This is a genomic window from Streptomyces sp. NPDC107581 (assembly GCF_055657175.1).
This window is the reverse complement of record NZ_JBVKBH010000010.1, coordinates 219710-236574: the sequence shown is the minus strand read 5'-3', so window position 1 is coordinate 236574 and position 16865 is coordinate 219710. Positions and strand designations below refer to the sequence as shown.

Below are 16865 nucleotides of genomic sequence, written 5' to 3'. Positions count from 1 at the left end.
CACCGACCATCACCGAGACAGGAAGGCACCATGGACACCACCGATCGTGACGACGAGCGCACGTACCGCGTAGTGGTCAACCACGAGGAGCAGTATTCGATCTGGCCCGCCGACATGGAGATGCCGCACGGCTGGACCGACGCCGGCTTCGGCGGCGCGAAGGCGGCGTGCCTGGAGCACGTGGCCGAGGTCTGGACCGACATGCGGCCGCTGAGTGTGCGCCGCGCCATGGAAGAGGACGCCGCGCGATGACACCGAAGTTTTACTGCCGCGGATACCGGGTCGCCGAGCTGCGCCGGTTCGAGGGCTGGGCGTCGTTGGCGCTGGCCCCCCAGGACCACCTGGGCGACGACGATGTCGCCTACGTCTGGGACGACTTCACCGTGGTGGACAACCCCGTCGTCGCCGACGCGGCCACCCTGGTGGCCGCGCCCACGGACGACTGGCGGGCGTTCTGCCGCGCCGAACTCGGCTTCGAGATCCCCGAGGGCCTGCTCGAAGACGCTCTCGGAGCGTCGTAATACCGTGAACCGGTCATTCTGGCTGCTGTGGTCGGCCTCGACACTGTCCGCGCTCGGCGACGGCATCAGGTACGTCGCGTTCCCGCTCATCGCGACCACCTTCAGCAGCGACCCGCGCGCGGTCTCGCTGGTGTTCGTCGCCGGATACCTGCCGTGGCCGCTGTTCGGGCTGCTCGGCGGGGCGTTGTCCGACCGGTACGACCGGCGATCGCTGATGCTGCTGGTCGACCTCGGCCGGGCGGTGGTCATGGGCGCGTTCGCGATCGCCGTGGCCGGCGTCGGCGGGGCGATCGCGGTGCTGATGACGGTGTCGTTCCTGATCGGCACCGCGGAGACCGTGTTCGACAGTTCGGCGTCGGCAATCGTTCCGCAGTTGGTGCCGCCGAAGGATCTGGAACGGGCCAACTCCTGGCTGTTCTCGGCGCAGGCCGCGGCCTCGACGCTGGTCGGCGCGGTCGTGGGCGCGGTGCTGTTCGCCGTGTGGCGGGCCGGGCCGCTGGTCACCGCCGCCGCGTGCTTCTTCGTCGCGGCCGTTCTGGTCGCCGCGCTGGCCCCGGTGGGCCGTCCGGCCGACTCGGCCGGTGCGGCTGACGCGGCCGGCGTGGACCGGCCCGGCCTGGCCGGCCTGGCCGGCGATGCCCTGACCGGAGTGCGGTGGCTGGGGCGGCATCGGCTGCTTCGGACCGTCTGCGCGCTGGTGACGGTGCTGAACGGGGTCACCGCCGTCGCGGAAGCGGTCCTGGTGCTGTACGCGGGGAAGGTGCTGCACCTTGGTGACCTCGGATACGGCGTGCTGCTGTCGGTGCTCGCGCTGAGCACCGTGGCCGGTTCCGGGGCGGCGCCGATGGTCCGGAAGCTGACCGGCTATCCGGGCGCACTGGTCGGCGGCGCGGTGCTGATGGGAGGCGCGGTGCTGCTGGCGGGGCTGACCTCGAACCTGCCGGCCGCGATCACCGCCCTGACACTCGCCGGTCTGGCCAACGGCATGTGGAACGTCGTCGCGGTCTCGCTCCGGCAGCGGATCGTGCCCGAACACCTGCTGGGCCGGGTGACGAGCATCTACCGCACCATCGCCCTGACCGCGATGCCCGTGGGGGCCGGCCTGTCCGGGGTCGTCGCCGAGCGCTACGGCCTGCACGCGCCCTTCGTCGTCGGCGGTCTGCTGCTGGTGGCGGCCGGGTTGGCGAGCGCGCCAGTGATCGTTTCGGCCTCGCGGCAGCTGGTGTTCGAAGGCGGCGATCAGGCTGCGAGGACGTCATGAGCCGGACATCGGAGGGCCGGCCGCGCACTGCCCCGGCTTGGCGCGCACCGGTGCGGCTGATCTGCTTCCCGCACGCGGGCGGTTCGCCGACGGTGTTCCGCACGTGGCGGGCACGGCTGCCGGGCTCGATCGAGATGGTGGCCGTCCGCTACCCCGGACGTACGGGGAGCCGCAGCGAGGCGCCGCCGTCCTCGTTACGGCAGCTGACGGCGCGCATGGTGCACGTCCTTGTCCCGCTGGGGGACCGGCCACCGGTCCTGTTCGGGCACAGCACGGGCGCGACTGTTGCCTTCGAAGCCGCGACGGTGCTGGAGCAGCGGTTCGGGATCGCGGTGCGGCACCTGTTCGTCTCCGCCGCGTCGCCCCGGACCGAGTCCGGCCCTCGCGGCTGCACGCAGCGCCGGACCATGAGCTCGTCGAGACGGTGCGACGGCTCGACGGCCGGCACGGGTTCAATGCTCGACGATCCGGGGTACCGCGAGGTGCTCCTGCCTGTGCCGCGCGACGATCTGCGGTTGCCGGAGAACCATCCGGGACCGGAGACGTCGCCGGTCACCGTCCCGGTCACCGCGTACGCGGGCCTGGACGACCCGGTCCGTGGCCCGGACGAGGCACTCTGCCGGCGACGGTTCACGCGCGGGCGGTTCGCCCTGCGCGCCTTCACCGGTGGCCACTTCCATCTCGAGGATCAGGGGCGCCTGAGGTCGCTGCGGCGATCGCTCGGGAGCCAGCGGGTGCCGAGGCCGCCGGGTTCCCGGGCGCCCCGGCCGGTCGTTCTGATGAGGCTTGATGAGGATTGAGGCGGACGGAGACTTCCATGCGGCTGGATGACGCGACCCTGCTGCGGCGGGTGACCGAACTCGCCCGGATCGGGGCCGGCCCCGACGGAGGGGTGAGCCGGCCAGGGTTCAGCGCCGCCGACCGAGCGGCGATCGACTACGTCGCCAGAGAAGCACGGTGCGGCGGACTGGACGCGCGCGTCGACCCGGCGGGCAACCTGCTCCTGGGCCGGGAGCCATTCGGTACCCGACCGAGCCTGGTCATGGGCTCGCATCTGGACACCGTGCACAACGGCGGACGTCTGGACGGCGCCTACGGCGTGCTGGCCGCGCTGGCAGTCGTCGAGGCGCTCGTCGTCGACCCCGGTGGGCTCGAACCGGTGGCGGTCGCGTTCGCCAACGAGGAGGGCGCGTTGTACCCGCAGCCGTTCTGGGGCTCGACGGCGTTCGCCGGCGGGGCGGAACGGCTCGCATGCGATCCCGTGGACCGCGAGGGCCGGTCGCTGCGCGAACCGTTGCGGCAGGTCGGCGGCGATCTCGACGCGGTGGCCGCGGCGGCGTGGCCGGACGGGACGGTGGCGGCGTACCTGGAGCTGCACATCGAACAGGGGCCGGTGCTGGAGCAGGCGGGCATCCCGATCGGCGTGGTCGAGTCGATCGTGGGCCGCCACGTCTTCGAGGTCGAGGTCACCGGCCGGGCCGGGCACGCCGGCACGACGCCGATGGAGTACCGCCGCGACGCCCTGGTGGGCGCGGCCGGACTCGTCACGGCGGTGCGGGACATCGCTGCCGAGCACCGGCACTGCCGGGTCGCGACCACGGGCGCGCTGCACGTCCAGCCCGGCGACACGAACGTCGTCCCAGGCTTGGTCCGGCTGACGACGGAGGTGCGCGACACCTCGCAGGACCGGCTCGACGCGGCCGAGCGGGCGTTGCGGCGGGAGGCGGCCCGGCTCGCCGACGCGACGGGCTGCCGCTTCGAGGTCCGCCGGACCATGCGCGTCGCCCCGGTGTCCACCGACCCGGGCCTGGCTGACCTGATTGCGACCGCGGCGAAGGAGTCCGGATACGCCACGACGACGCTGCCCAGCGGCGCCGGCCACGACGCCCAGATCATCGCCGGGATAGCGCCGATCGGCATGATCTTCGTCCCCAGCCGGGACGGGCTCAGCCACACCCCCGCCGAGGACACTGCCCCGGACGACCTCGTCGCGGGGGCCCGGGTCCTGCTGGCGTGCGCGGAGCGGCTGTGCTCGGGATGACGCCGCCCCCGCCGCTGCCCCACGACACCGTGACGACCGACACCGAGAATGGATCAATCACCGATCATGGACGCGACAGGATCCGTGCAGACGACAGACCAGTCCTCCGATTCCCTCGATGATGTCCGTCGCCGCATCGAGCAGTTGCCGCCTGCACAGCGGGCCCGGCTGTGGCAGCGGATGTGGGAGCGCGGCCTGTCCGGCGGGGCGTACCGGGCCGACGAGGCCGCGGCCACCGCACCCTCGTCGTTCACCCAGCGCCGGATGGTGGTGCTGCACGAGACGGACCCGGACAGCGCGGCCTACAACAGTCCCGCGCCAGTGGCGCTGCGCGGGACCATCCGGCCGACGCTGATCGAGGCAGCGCTGAACGACATCGTCAGGCGCCACGCCGTGCTGCGGACCTCCCTGCCGATCGTCGACGGCGAGCCGGTGCAACACGTCGTTCCGCACACCCGCCGACGGCTCGCGGTCGTCGACCTCAGCGGTCTGACACCCGAGCTCCGAGCGGCAGAGAGCGACCGGCTGGTGCGCGCCGAACAAGGCGCGCCTTTCGACCTGCGGCACGGGCCGCTGGTGCGGTTCCACCTGGTTCTGCAGTCACCGGTTGAGGCGCTGCTGCTGACCACGTTCCACCACGCCATCGTCGACGGCTGGTCGTTCTCGGTCTTCGCCCGCGAGTTCGCGGAGTTCTACGCGGCCCGGCTTGAGGACCGGCCGGCGTCCCTGCCGCCGTTGCGGCTGCAGTACGCCGACTACGCCAGGTGGCAGAACGACTGGCTGGAGACCGAGGAGGCCAAGCGGCAGCAGGCCTACTGGGTCGGCCGCCTCGCCGGGGCCGCCGAGCAGTGCGCTCCGCCCCCCGACCACACGCGCACCGCGACTGTGACCCGCAACGGTGAGGTCTGCCACTTCCTGCTGCCGCCCGCCATGGCCCAGGAGGTCCATCGGCTGGCGTTGGACTGCGGGGGCACGCCATTCATGGTGCTACTGGCCGCGTTCCAGGCGGCGCTGGCCCGCTTCACCGGGCACGACGACGTCCTGGTCGGTACCCCGGTCGCCAACCGCCGGTTCCACGGGTTCCACGACCTGATCGGCTTCTTCGTCAACTCCCTGATCATCCGCAGCCGCCCGCACGGAACGCTGAGCTTCGCCGCGTTCTTGGCCGAGGTCCGCGACACCTGCCTGGTCGCCTACGACAACCAGGATGTTCCGGTGGACGTCCTGGCTCGGCTGCTATACCCCGAGCGGCAGGCCGGCCGCAATCCGCTCTACCAGGTCAACCTGGCGTTCCACAACACGCCGGAGACCGTCACGACCGCGGAGGGCCTGGTCATCACCCCGCTCGACCTCGATCACGACGGTGCCCGCTTCGACCTGGACCTGGTGGTCCTGGAGACGGAGCAGGGGATGGAGTGCTCGCTGATCTACGCGGCCGACCTGTACGAGCGCTCGACGGCGGAGCAGATCGCGGACTCCTTCCAGACGCTGCTCACCGCCGCACTGGCCCAGCCCGCAACAAAGTTGGAAGAACTGCCGATCCTCACTCGGAGCCAGACCGCCGACCTGGTCGCCGATGCCGCGGGCCCCGAGCTGCCGCTCCCGGCCGACACCGCACTGCACCACCTGTTCGAGCAGCAGGCTGCCCGGACCCCGGACGCGACGGCGGTCAGCGACCAGGCCGCCGGCGACGTCACCTACCGCGAGCTCGATCGGCGGGCCAACGGCGTCGCGCACCTGCTTCGGGCCCAGGGGGTACACCGTGGGGACGTGGTCGGCGTGCTCTTGGACCGCTCCGCGGACGCGGTCGGCGCGATGCTCGGCGTGCTGAAGGCCGGAGCTGCCTTCCTCCCTCTCGACACCGCCTATCCCGCGGCCCGGTCGGCGCGGATGATCGCCTCCAGCGGTGCGGCCGTGGTCCTCACGTCGGCGGCGTACCACACGTCGTGGGAGGGAGCCCGCGCCGTCCTGGTCTCGGACGCGGAGCCTTCCGAGCAGGCACCGGCTGTCGGCGGGGACGACCGTGACGGGGCGTACGTGATCTACACCTCCGGATCGACCGGCACGCCCAAGGGCACCCTGATCGCTCACCGTCAGGTGGCGAACTATCTGCTGTGGGCTGCGGAGCACTACCGCGTGGCCGAGGGCGACGGTGCGCCGCTGCACTCCTCGCTCGGCTTCGACCTCACCATCACCACCCTGTTCGCCCCGCTGTTGTGCGGGCAGCGGATCGTGGTCGCGGACGACGGTGGCCCGACGGCGGAGGCGTTGTTGCACTGGGCGCGGCGCTCGGAAAAGGCGAGCTTCGTGAAGCTCACCCCGTCGCATCTGCGGATGCTGAGCGACACCGGTCAGAGCTTCGACGCCGAAGGGCTGGTGATCGGCGGCGAGATGCTGCACGGCAGCGCGGTGCTGCCCTGGCTGGCCGGACCGCGGCGCACCCGGCTGTTCAACGAGTACGGCCCGACCGAGGCATCCGTGGCCTGCACCGTCTACGAGGCCACCGCCGACATCGACCCCGAGGGTCCGGTGCCGATCGGCCGGCCGATCGCCAACACGAGGGTCCATGTGCTCGACGACCAGATGCGGCCCGTGCCGCGCGGTGTGGCGGGCGAGCTGTACATCGGGGGCGTCGGGGTCGCGTACGGTTATCTCGGCCAGGGCGGGCAGACGGCCGAGCGGTTCGTCCCCGACCCGTTCGGCGGGAACGGCGGGCGGCTGTACCGCACCGGCGACTCGGTGGTGGTGCGGGCCGACGGTGAGCTGGTTTATCTGGGGCGCCGGGACCGCCAGGTCAAGGTACGCGGGCACCGGATCGAGCCCGACGAGATCGCGGCGACACTGACCGCCGCGCCCGGCGTCCGGCAGGCAGTCGTCGACCTCGTGGACGACCGGTTGACGGCCTTTGTCGAACCGGCCGACCTGCACGACCCCGCCGATTCACCGGAAGCGGCCCACCTGGCCGAGCTGATGGAGCGGGTCGAACAGTGGCGGATGCTCTACACGGACACGTACCAGGATCTGGACCAGCCGCAGGACTCCGACGCGGAGTCGACGGCGCTGACCGGGTGGACCAGCAGCTACACCGGCAAGCTGCTGGATCCGACGCAGATGGGGCAGTGGCTGGACGAGACCGCCGGGCGTATCGCCGCCCTCGGACCGCGGCGGGTCCTGGAGATCGGTGCCGGAACCGGCATGATCGTGGAGCGGATCGCGCCGGGGTGCGAGTCCTACCGCGCGACCGACTTCGCGCAGGCGTCCATCGACCGCCTGCGCCGTGTGTTCGAGCCGGACGGACGGGTCGAATGCGAGGTGGCGGCGGCGCACGAGGCGGTCCGGGACGGGGACCGCTTCGACCTGGTGGTCATCAACTCGGTGCTCCAGTACTTCCCCTCGGTGGGATACCTGCTGGCCGTGCTGGACCGTGCGGTGGGGGCGCTGGAGACGGGCGGCCGCATATTCCTCGGCGACGTCCGCAACGAGGTGCTCCAGCCGCTGTTCCGGACCAGCGTGCGTTTGTTCCAGGCGCCACCGGCCGACCAGGTCGACGAGATCAGGGCGCGCGTCGCAGCCGATCTCTCCGACGAGGAGGAGCTCTGCCTCGACCCCCGGCTGTTCGACGCGCTGCGGGGACGCTGGCCGCGGCTGAGCGGTGTGCGGGTGCTGCCGAGGACCGGCGGCTACGACAACGAACTGAGCCGCTACCGCTATGACGCCGTGCTGACCTTCGACGGACGGGCGGAGCCCGACGGCCTGAGGTGGGACTGGTCGGGCGGTCTCGGAGGCGACGCTCTGGCGGGACGGTTGGCCGAGGAGCGCCCGGAGCGGGTCACGCTGCGCGGCGTTCCGAACCCTCGGCTGGCCTCGGACCGGCGGCTGCTGGCGGCGTTGGCGGCGGCCCCGGCGGCCGCCACTGCCGGCTTCGTCACCGGTCAGGCCGATGGAGGAGAGCATGACTCAGGCTTCGTCGAAGAGCTGGTCGTCGCCGCTGCCGGGGCCGGTTATGACGCCGAGCCGAGCTGGGCCGAGGGATATGCGGACGGTGCCTATGACATCGTGCTGCGTCGATCGGACGCCGCTGCGAACGCTGCGGGTGGCCTTCGGCTGCCGACGGTCGGCGCTGCCGACGCAGACCGTGACGCCGTGCCGCGTCGGGCGGGCGCGGGTGCGGATTCGCAGCGGTCGCCAGCCGACACCACCGAAGTGGTTCCCGCCGCGGACGACTGGCGTCGCTACGCCAACGACCCGTTGTGGCGTGAACGGCGGTCCGGTCTGGTGGACGCCGTCGCGGACTTCGCCGCCGACCGGCTGCCGATCGCCATGCGGCCCGCGCGATACGTCCTGGTCCGCTCCATGCCGCTGACGGCGCACGGCAAGTTCGACCTCGCGGCGCTGCGCAGGATCGCGGTGATCAGCCGGGCCGGTGCCGGGCGCGCCGCACGGTCGGGGACACGCGGCCGCCCGCTGACGGCGCTGGAGGGGCGGATCGCGGCGATCTGGGAGGAGCTGCTGGGCCTCGACGGGATCGGCGCAGACGACGACTTCTTCGAGCTCGGCGGCCACTCGCTGCTGACGTTCCAGGTCCTGCACCGGTTGCGGAAGACGTTCGGCGTCGAGGTCCCCACCCGGACGATGTTCGAGCGGCGGACTCTCGCCGAGCTCGCCACGGTGGTCGCCGCGGCGGACGCCGAGACCCCGAGGCCGGGCCCGGCGGGTGCTGAAGCGTCGGCCGATCCGGGTGTCCTGTCGTTCGCCCAGGAGCGCCTGTGGTTCCTGCATCAGCTCGACCCCGCCTCGACTACGTTCAACGTGCCGCTGTTCGTTGCCCTGGACGGGCCGGTGGACGTTCCCGCGCTGGCGCGGGCGGTCCGGGAGGTTGCCGACCGGCACGACATCCTGCGGACGGTGCTGGAGTCGCGCCAGGGGCGGCCTTTCCAACGGGTCCTGGCCCCCGGGAGCACCCGGCTGGTAGTGATCGATCCTGCGACGGACGCCGGGACGGACACCGACGCGCTGTTGCGCGTCGCCGCGCTCCGTCCCTTCGACCTGGCGCGTGAGTCGGCCCTGCGGGCGTGGCTGCTGCGTCGCGGCCCGGATCGGCACATCCTGATGCTGTTGCTGCACCACATCGCCTACGACGGGTGGTCCGCGCAGATCCTTTTCGACGAGATCACCGCCCGCTACGCGGGCGAGCCGTTGCCGTCGCTGCCTGCGCAGTACTCGGACTTCGCCCGGTCCGAGCGCGGGCAGGACTTCACCGCGCACCGCCACCATTGGCGCGGCCGACTGGCCGGGATCCTGGATCTGCCGACGATCCCGTTGGACCGGCCGCGGCCGGCCCGCTCCACCGGGGAAGGCGCGGCGCTGCCGTTCCATCTGCCCGCGGACGTGGTTGCGGGGCTGCGCGTGCAGTGCAGTACGGAGCAAGCGACGCTGTTCATGGCGCTGTTGGCCGGCTCCTTCTGCGCGCTGCACGCCACCACCGGTCAGACCGACGCGGTCGTGGGCATCGACGTGGCGAACCGGCCCGGCGCCGACGCCGAGCGGCTGGTGGGGTTCTTCGTCAATCAACTGGTCCTCAGGGCCGGTGTGAGCGGCGAGCAGAGCCTGCGCGAGCTGCTGCGGCAGGTGCGCGACACCTGTATCGACGCCTACGCGTACCACGAGCTGCCGTTCGAGCAGGTGGTGCGCCTCGTCAACCCGCCCCGGAGCCGCAATCAGAGCCCGCTGTTCCAACTCAAGGTCTCGCTGAACGCGGCCGTGCGGCAGCCGGTGCTGCCCGGGGTGACGGCGAGTGTCGTCGACGTCGGGGTCCAGGCCCGCGCCGACCTCAGCCTGAACCTCGAAGAGCACGCCGACGGCGGGATCAGCGGCGTCCTGGAATACGCCGCAGAGCTCTTCGAGGAGTCGTCCATGACCGGCTTCCTGGGCCGATACCTGGCCTTCCTGGAGGCGCTGGCGGTGTCGCCCGGGACGCTGCTCGGGAAAGTCGAAGTCACCACGGGAGGGTGAAGCGCCGATGACGCAAGAAACGATGACCGGCGGTCGCGGGGCGGAGCAGACGGTCGCCTCCGTGGTCGAGATCTTCGAAGAACTGCTGGGCGTCAGCCCGATCGTGCCCGATGAGGACTTCTTCGACGCGGGCGGCCATTCGCTGCTGGCGGTGCAGCTCGTTGCGCGGGTCAACGCGGCCTTCGCGACCGACATTCCGCTGTCCGCGTTGTTCGACACCGACGGTGCGGTGGGCGGGGACGGGGTGTCGCCGACGGCGATCGCGAGGCTGGTCGCCGGGGACGCGGGGGCACAGGACTCTGATCTGGTGGTGCTGGCACGCGGCGTCAACGTCGGGGCCGGCTCTGCCTGCGACGCTCGGATCGTGTGCGTCCCGCCTGCCGGTGGCGAGGTGGTGAGCCTGCGCGAGTTCGCGGCCACGTTCGCCGAAGCGGAGACCGCGAGGACTGTCCAGGCGTTCCGGTTTCCGCCGATCGCCCCGGGAGAGGACCACGGCATCGGCGCACTCGCCGCACGACTGCTCGCTGCGCTGCCCGACGACTCGGCGCTGGTGGAGGATCCGGACGACTCGGCGGACCAGCCGGTCCTGCTGGGGTGGTCGATGGGCGGCATCGTGGCGTTCGAGGCCGCCCGGCTCCGGGCCGCGGCCGCGCGCGTCCCGGCCCACGTGGTCCTGGTGGACAGCTACCCGGCCGGCACGATCCCGGACACCGACGACTTCGGAATCGTCCCCGGGCTCGTCGAGGAGCTCCAGGCGGCGATCGGCCACCGGGTCCCGGTGGACCTCGCGGCGGCGCAGTCCCTTCCGCTGTTGGAGGGCGTAGAGCTGGTCATGACCGCCGCGGCCGGGCTGACCGATGCCGAGCGGGACGTCGTCCGGGCGAAGGTGCTCATGCTCGAAGCCCACGTCACGGCGGCACGTGAGTACCAACTGCAGCCGTATGAGGGTCCTGTGACGCTGGTTCAGGCCACCGATAGCGATGCCGGACAGCGCGACGCCGCACGGCATGCCTGGCAGGCCGTCTGCCGTGACCTGCGCACGGTCGTCGTCCCCGGCCAGCACCTGTCACTGTTCGGCCGTCCCTACGTCGAAGGCCTGGCGCGGGCGGTGCTGGAAGCCGTCGGGTAACGAGACGCGTGAAGAGACTGAACGGGGGTGGGGCGATGCTCGACATCGTCCGAGAACTGGTTCCGTGGTCCGAGCGGGGGCGCACCCTTCGCGGTGGCGACCGTCGTCGGGACCGCAGGCAGCGCACCGCGCGTGCCCGGGGTCGGCCTTGGCGGTGGATGCCGCCGCGACCGTGGTCGGCAGCAACTCCGGCGGCTGCGTCGAAGGGGCCGCCTACGAGCTCTGTCAGGAAGCCCTGTCCGGCGCACCGCCGTGGGCGGAGCATCTCACCTCCTCGGACGAGGACCCGCTCGACGTGGGCTGATCTGCGGCGGCACCGTGGCCATCCTCATCGAGCGCGTTGATCCGGCGGCGGCTCGCTCGGAGCTCAGCGCCTCCCTGGCCGCGGCCGTCTGCGTCCTCGACCACGACCCCAAGTCCGACGTCCCACTGCTGACGCGCGCGTTGCGGCTACCCGGGGGATACGTGGGCGTGCACATCCCGCAGGAGAGGGCCATGTCGACCCTCGCCGAGATCATCGCCGACCGACGCGGCGGCGCCGATGTACCGCTGCGGGACCGGAAGCGGCCGATTCACGACCAGCCCTTCCCTCACGACTTGCCCGTTCTGCCACGGAGCACATTTCGGCCACGGTCTGCGCACCCGGCCATATCCCTACTTGGAGAATCGCCTTGGAAACCACTGAGACCACCCGCGTCATCGACGCTCCCGCTGTGGCGGCCGTCGTCGCACACGTCGGCCTGGCCCGGCTGTTCGAGCTCGCCATCGAGAGGATTGAGGCGGTGTCGACGGCCGAGGCCGCAGGCGTGGTGCAGCAGAAGGAGCGCGACGGCTTCCGGTTCACCACCCCGTTCCCCGGCCTGCTGGAGTGGATGCCGGCGGTGCGCCACGGCTCGACCGTTTCGGTGAAGGCGGTCGGCTACAACCCGCACAACCCGGCCAAGAACGCCCTGCCCACGATCCTGTCCACGGTGCTGGCGTTCGACTCCGACAGTGGCCACCTGCGCACCGTGATCGACGGCACGTTCACCACCGCCCTGCGCACCGGCGCCGCCTCGGCCGTGGCCAGCAGGGCCCTGGCCGACCCCGGTTCGCGGGTGCTGGGCCTGGTCGGCTGCGGGGCCCAGGCGGTGACCCAACTGCATGCCCTGTCCCGGGTCTTCCGGTTCGATGAGGTGCTGGTCAGCGATGTGAACCCGGCCGCGGAGAACAGCTTCCCCAGCCGCGCCCGGATGCGGCCCGGCCTGGTCCGCAGCGTGCCGTTGGCCGAACTGGAGGCGCAGGCGGACGTCATCTGCACGGCCACTTCGGTGGCGCCCGGGGACGGGCCGGTGATCCGGGGCGAGGGCCTGAAACCGGCTGTGCACCTCAACTGCGTGGGCTCCGACATGCCCGGTAAGACCGAACTCCCACTGGACCTGCTGGACCGGGCGACGGTCTGTCCGGACCACAACCTCCAGGCCCGCAAGGAAGGCGAATGCCAGCGGCTGGCCGCCGACGCGATCGGTCCGTCGATCAGCACCGTGCTGGGCGATCCACGACGGTACGCGGGGCTGCGCGCCCAGCGCACTGTCTACGATTCGACCGGACTGGCGATCCAGGACCTGGCGATGGTGGAGCTGTTCGACGAGCTGGCCCACGAGCTCGGCATCGGGAGCCTGATCCGCGTCGAGGCCAACAGCGGCGACCCGTACGACCCCTACGCGTTCCTGCCCGTGGACGTCACGAGCGGGTTCGGAGCATGACGGCGACCCGCTGACCGGGCGGTGTCGGCGGCCTGCTCACCGTGGCCGCCGACACCGCTCCGACCTGCTGCCCGCGCACAGGCCTGCGTTCCTCGTGATTCAGGGGTTCTGGAGTACCTGCCGGGCTGAAGGTACAGGTCAGCGGGGTGGAGGCTGGTGACGCGGCCAGATTCCCCTAGAGACGCGACTTTGTGGATTTGCCTGCGCTGAGCTGGAGTTAGAAGCCATCCGCATTCCGGGCGTGAGCGGGTGTGATCGAACAGGGTTCCTGTTCGGGTGGTCGTGACGGTATCGGCGCATGAAGGCAGACCTCCTGGTAGCTCGGCGATTGCGAGTCGACCCGAGCTTCCGGAGGCCCTGTTGTCGCAGTCTTGCGTGAGTGTGTCCGCCGCGTCCAACTCCCGCGTGTCGCTGTCGATTGCCTCGCGCACCGGTTCGGGAACGCCGCAGATCGCCTGGACCGCGTCCCGTGCTACGCCTCGGACATGACGGAGGCGGAATGGCAGGTCGTCCGGGCGGCGCTGCCGGTCCCGGCGTGGCTTCAGGGGCGGGGCGGCCGGCCCGAGGGCTATTGCCACCGCGTGATGCTGGACGCCGTGCGGTACGTCGTCGACAACGGGATCAAGTGGGCGAACCTGCCCGCGGACTTCCCGCCGTACCGGCGGGTGCACACCTTCGTCCGACGCTGGCAGGTGACCGGTCTGCTCGCCGAGTTCCACGACCGGCTCCGGGACCGGGTGCGCGCGAGGGAGGGCCGCGACGTGGATCCGAGTGCGGCGGTCGTGGACTCGCAGTCGGTGCGGGCAGCGGCGAATATCCCCAGGTCAACGTCGGGATGGGACGGCGGGAAGAACGTGGGCGGGAGGAAGCGGCACGTGGTGGTGGACTGTCTCGGCCTCATCCTGGCGGTGCTGGTGACCGCGGCGAGCGTGCAGGACCGCCACGCAGCCGTGCCGCTGCTCACCCGGCTGCGCCAGCGGTACTTCTCCATCCGTCTGGTATGGGCGGACTCCGGCTACGCGGGCCGGCTCGTCGACTGGGCCGCCGAGAAGCTCCAGCTCACCCTTGAGATCGTCAAACGCTCCGACGACACCACGGGGTTCGTCGTGCTGCCAAGACGGTGGGTAGTAGAGATCTGTCAAGCACGGTGCACTCATGGAGTCTGTTGCCCTGTTGTCTTGGCTGTCTCGGTCCAGATGCGGCGGCTGTACCAGCCAGGCGGACGGGTGCGGCGTTCGCGGAGTTCGGCGAGTTCTCGCTGGTCGGCGTGGGCGATGAGCCGGTGGGGACGACTTCACCTACCAGGTGGTCGGCACCGCGCCGAACCTCGCCGCCGCCCAGACCTGGGTTGCTGAGCTGGCGCTCGACGACGACTCCGCCGCGTGACGCGGCAGGTCAGCCCTTCCGGGCGAGCCGGCGGCCGGGCAGGTCATGCCGTCGACCCAGGTAGCTGATCATGCCGAGCGAGAAGCCGGTCTCCTCGGCGAGCTCGCGGCAGGTGCGTCCGGCGGCCCGTTGATCGCGGAGCCAGTCGAGATCGATCTGGCGCCATCGGGTCGCTTTGCCCTCGCGGCTCATGCCGTACTCGCGGACCAGGACCTTGATGGCCTCCTCATTCACGCCGACGTGCTTCGCGATCCACTTGAGCGGGCGGTACTCCTCGAGGTAGAGGCGGGCGAACGTGTCCCTGGGGAGCGCGGCACGGGCCCGACGGATGGTCGCTCCTCTATCCCACATCGCGGATCTCTTGGGGGGTGCCGGCTGCTCCTGCAGTACGAAGCGGACAGCGTCATGGCTGACGCCCAGGCGACGGGCCGCCCCGGCTGTCGTCAGGGATTCCTCCCGGATGAGGCGGTGCAAGATGCCGAGGTCGATGTCCCCGAGGTCGCACCCGGGCAGGTCAAGACCGTCGATGATGTCCGTCGGCGGCTGCCAGGTGAGCGGTTCGTCGCGGATGCCCTGCTTGGCGAGGAACTCGCGTGCGTGCTCCTTGAGTTGGCTCACCAGCGCGGGGGTGAGATCCGTTTCGAAGGTTCGCAGCATGGTCCGCAGCTCCGGCGTGGCGGGCGCGTAGGCAGCCGGAGCGGCGGCTGGGGGAAGTCCGCTGATCCGCTCGAACAGCAGCGCTCGGGCAAATTGGTGCCGCCGCACGCCGCCGGCCTCGAATTCGATGTCCCGGCAGAGCTGTATCCAGGTGTCCAGGGGCAGCAGGTCGCGGTAGTCGACTGCGCGGCGGCGATCGTAGTCGATCGGTGATCCATCCTGGTCAAGGTAGTCCGCCAGCGCGAACAGGCCGAGGCTGATGGCCTTGAAGTGGCCCTGCTTCGTCAGCCGGTGCGCCATGCGGGGACCGAGCCGGACTTCTGCCGGGGACCGAAGGATCCGGGCCGCTGTGGTGAAGTCCCCTCTCGTGCCGCCGATGAGTAGGAGGTAGCACGAAAGGGCTGGCCGGATGGTGCGCGACAGGGCCCCACTCGGAGGGCTCAGCCGTGCAGACCACGCCGGCCACAGCTGCGTCGGGATCCTGTGGGCCCGCGCGGCGACCTGGGCTGAGGCCGAAGGGTTGGGCCTGCGGGGAAACCGGTCTGCAGTGCGGTAGCGCAGCTGGTCGCTGTGTTTGAGCCGGGGGACCAGCGTCGCAATGTGGATCGCGTCGAAGACCTCGCTGGCGTGGCGCCACCGGTGCACGACTTTGAGCGGCATGACGCCGTCGGCGCCGGCGATCAGGCGGCGAAGGGCGCCGCCAGCGGTGTGAGCATCGTCGTGCCCGAGGATGTGCAGGGCCGCGCTGACGGCGAGGGCGGTGGTCGCGGCCCGCAGCGGGGCCAGACGGCCCGGCCGGGTCTCCGTGGTGGGGTCGAAGGTCCGCGGTGCTCCGGGCCCGGGGTGCTGATGCGCCGGCAGGATCTCGGGTAGGACGAAGTCCACCAGCCGTTCAGGGACGCGGAGAAGGAGGATGCAGGCCAGGGCCCGAAGGTCGCCGAACAGCGCGAGACTGGGCTGGGGCTTGTCCTGATAGACGCCGAAATCGGCCTGCCCAGAGGCAATCGCGTTCTCGATGAGCTTCTGGCCCGCAATCACTGGCCCCTGCGCGGTGAGCTCGATGGCGCCGGCCTCCTCGAGCGGCTGACCGCAGCGCGCTGCCCGCGAGGAGTCGTCCTGCGCCGGGCTGTGGCAGTGGCCTGGGGTAAGAGGATGCCTGGTGGTCGCCGGGAAGTGCCTTGGCGTACGGCTGCAGCGGGGACAGGCATCGACCAGCAGCAGATGGTGGTCGAGGCAGGCGAAGGACCAGCCGAGTCTCCAGTTCAGCAGCCATCTGCCGCCGTTCTCGGCCAGGCAGGCCGGGCAGTAGCGAGAACCGCGGGCCCGTCCCCAGACATACCGCGCCGCGACCCGGCGCCGCCCAGGATCAATCACGTGGACCCGCCGGTCGTAGCGGGCCAGAGTCATGGCGTGCACCTGCTCCGGGCGGATGCCGGCGGACCAGGCGGCTGTCGCCGCCTGGTCCTCATCGAGGAGCGTGACGAGGTGGCCCAGGAGGCCCGAGCTCACCGGCCCACGCCGGCTGCGCGGCAGCAGACCCATCGCGGACAGAACGTCGCCGGTGTTGGTGCCCAGCCGGTGGGCGATCGCCTCCCACCAGGAGTCGAGTGCCTCGCCCGGGTGCGGGGCGAGGCGGATCGGCAGGGTCCGTGCGTGCGTCACCGGCCAACCGCCTGACGACGGGGCCGGCGGGAGCGCTGGCTCTTCAGGAGATTGCGTACGTCGTCCTGGGCCAGGTGGGCCGCCTGGTCGATCTTGACGCGGCTGAGCAGTTCCTCGTCGAGACGCTCGGCGCCGGTGCGCACGGCCCGCTGGCAGCCGCGGTTGATGAGGGTCATCAGTGAGCCGATGTGGCCGCTGGAGCGGATGAAGAGGTAGTCGAACAGGTCGTCGGCGAGCATTCCCCGGTACTTCTCCCTGAGCACCAGGCGCTTCTCCAGTGCCAGCAGCAGCTGCCGCCACTCGGCGCGGCCGTGGTCGGTCTTGAGCTCGAAGGACCGCATGCCCAGGCGGGTCGTGCGCCGGCCCGTCTGGGCCAGGACCGCGTTGTCGTAGGTCTCGCCCTCGGAGAACAGGCCACGCGCGGCCAGGCCGACGCCGACGAACAGCAAGG

Annotated in this window: 12 protein-coding genes; 10 read left to right on the top strand and 2 right to left on the bottom strand. The window is 71.3% G+C overall.

Translation table 11 applies throughout. The annotated features are described in order from the left end of the window. Nucleotides 1–30 precede the first annotated feature (30 nt). The 10 genes from ACZ7P3_RS26100 (at nucleotide 31) to ACZ7P3_RS26055 (ending at nucleotide 14064) form a co-directional block, all read left to right on the top strand. The gene (locus tag ACZ7P3_RS26100; RefSeq protein ID WP_472085467.1) at nucleotides 31–252 is read left to right on the top strand and encodes an MbtH family protein; all 222 of its coding nucleotides are present in this window, start codon (nucleotides 31–33) and stop codon (nucleotides 250–252) included. Further along, a complete protein-coding gene (locus tag ACZ7P3_RS26095; RefSeq protein ID WP_472085466.1) occupies nucleotides 249–521 on the top strand; it encodes a hypothetical protein in 273 nt (90 codons plus the stop codon). Before ACZ7P3_RS26100 ends, ACZ7P3_RS26095 begins: the two co-directional genes overlap by 4 nt. 4 nt (nucleotides 522–525) lie before the next feature. Further along, nucleotides 526–1782 carry an MFS transporter gene (locus ACZ7P3_RS26090; RefSeq protein ID WP_472085465.1) on the top strand — a complete coding sequence of 419 codons (1257 nt, stop codon included), beginning with the start codon at nucleotides 526–528 and terminating at the stop codon, nucleotides 1780–1782. Further along, nucleotides 1779–2582 carry a thioesterase II family protein gene (locus ACZ7P3_RS26085; protein WP_472085464.1) on the top strand — a complete coding sequence of 268 codons (804 nt, stop codon included), beginning with the start codon at nucleotides 1779–1781 and terminating at the stop codon, nucleotides 2580–2582. The genes ACZ7P3_RS26090 and ACZ7P3_RS26085 overlap by 4 nt, the downstream gene beginning before the upstream one ends. A 17-nt stretch (nucleotides 2583–2599) precedes the next feature. Then, nucleotides 2600–3823 carry a hydantoinase/carbamoylase family amidase gene (locus tag ACZ7P3_RS26080; protein ID WP_472085463.1) on the top strand — a complete coding sequence of 408 codons (1224 nt, stop codon included), beginning with the start codon at nucleotides 2600–2602 and terminating at the stop codon, nucleotides 3821–3823. 66 nt (nucleotides 3824–3889) lie between these two features. Then, nucleotides 3890–9835 (top strand): amino acid adenylation domain-containing protein, encoded by a 5946-nt coding sequence (locus ACZ7P3_RS26075; protein ID WP_472085462.1) that lies wholly within the window; start codon nucleotides 3890–3892, stop codon nucleotides 9833–9835. A 7-nt stretch (nucleotides 9836–9842) separates the two neighbouring features. Beyond that, nucleotides 9843–10964, top strand: coding sequence for a phosphopantetheine-binding protein (locus ACZ7P3_RS26070; RefSeq protein WP_472085461.1), 1122 nt, complete (start codon nucleotides 9843–9845; stop codon nucleotides 10962–10964). Between the two features lie 154 nt (nucleotides 10965–11118). After that, nucleotides 11119–11268 (top strand): XdhC family protein, encoded by a 150-nt coding sequence (locus tag ACZ7P3_RS26065; RefSeq protein WP_472085550.1) that lies wholly within the window; start codon nucleotides 11119–11121, stop codon nucleotides 11266–11268. A gap of 367 nt (nucleotides 11269–11635) precedes the next feature. Beyond that, complete coding sequence (locus tag ACZ7P3_RS26060; protein WP_472085460.1) at nucleotides 11636–12709, top strand: ornithine cyclodeaminase family protein; 1074 nt, start codon at nucleotides 11636–11638, stop codon at nucleotides 12707–12709. A gap of 485 nt (nucleotides 12710–13194) precedes the next feature. Then, nucleotides 13195–14064 (top strand): IS5 family transposase, encoded by an 870-nt coding sequence (locus ACZ7P3_RS26055; RefSeq protein ID WP_472085459.1) that lies wholly within the window; start codon nucleotides 13195–13197, stop codon nucleotides 14062–14064. Nucleotides 14065–14104: 40 nt separating this feature from the next. Here ACZ7P3_RS26055 and ACZ7P3_RS26050 read toward each other — a convergent pair whose 3' ends face one another. Continuing rightward, nucleotides 14105–16414, bottom strand: a complete 2310-nt coding sequence (locus ACZ7P3_RS26050) for a TniQ family protein (RefSeq protein WP_472085458.1) — start codon at nucleotides 16412–16414, stop codon at nucleotides 14105–14107. Then, nucleotides 16411–16863 carry a hypothetical protein gene (locus ACZ7P3_RS26045; RefSeq protein ID WP_472085457.1) on the bottom strand — a complete coding sequence of 151 codons (453 nt, stop codon included), beginning with the start codon at nucleotides 16861–16863 and terminating at the stop codon, nucleotides 16411–16413. Before ACZ7P3_RS26045 ends, ACZ7P3_RS26050 begins: the two co-directional genes overlap by 4 nt. Between the last annotated feature and the right edge of the window lie 2 nt (nucleotides 16864–16865).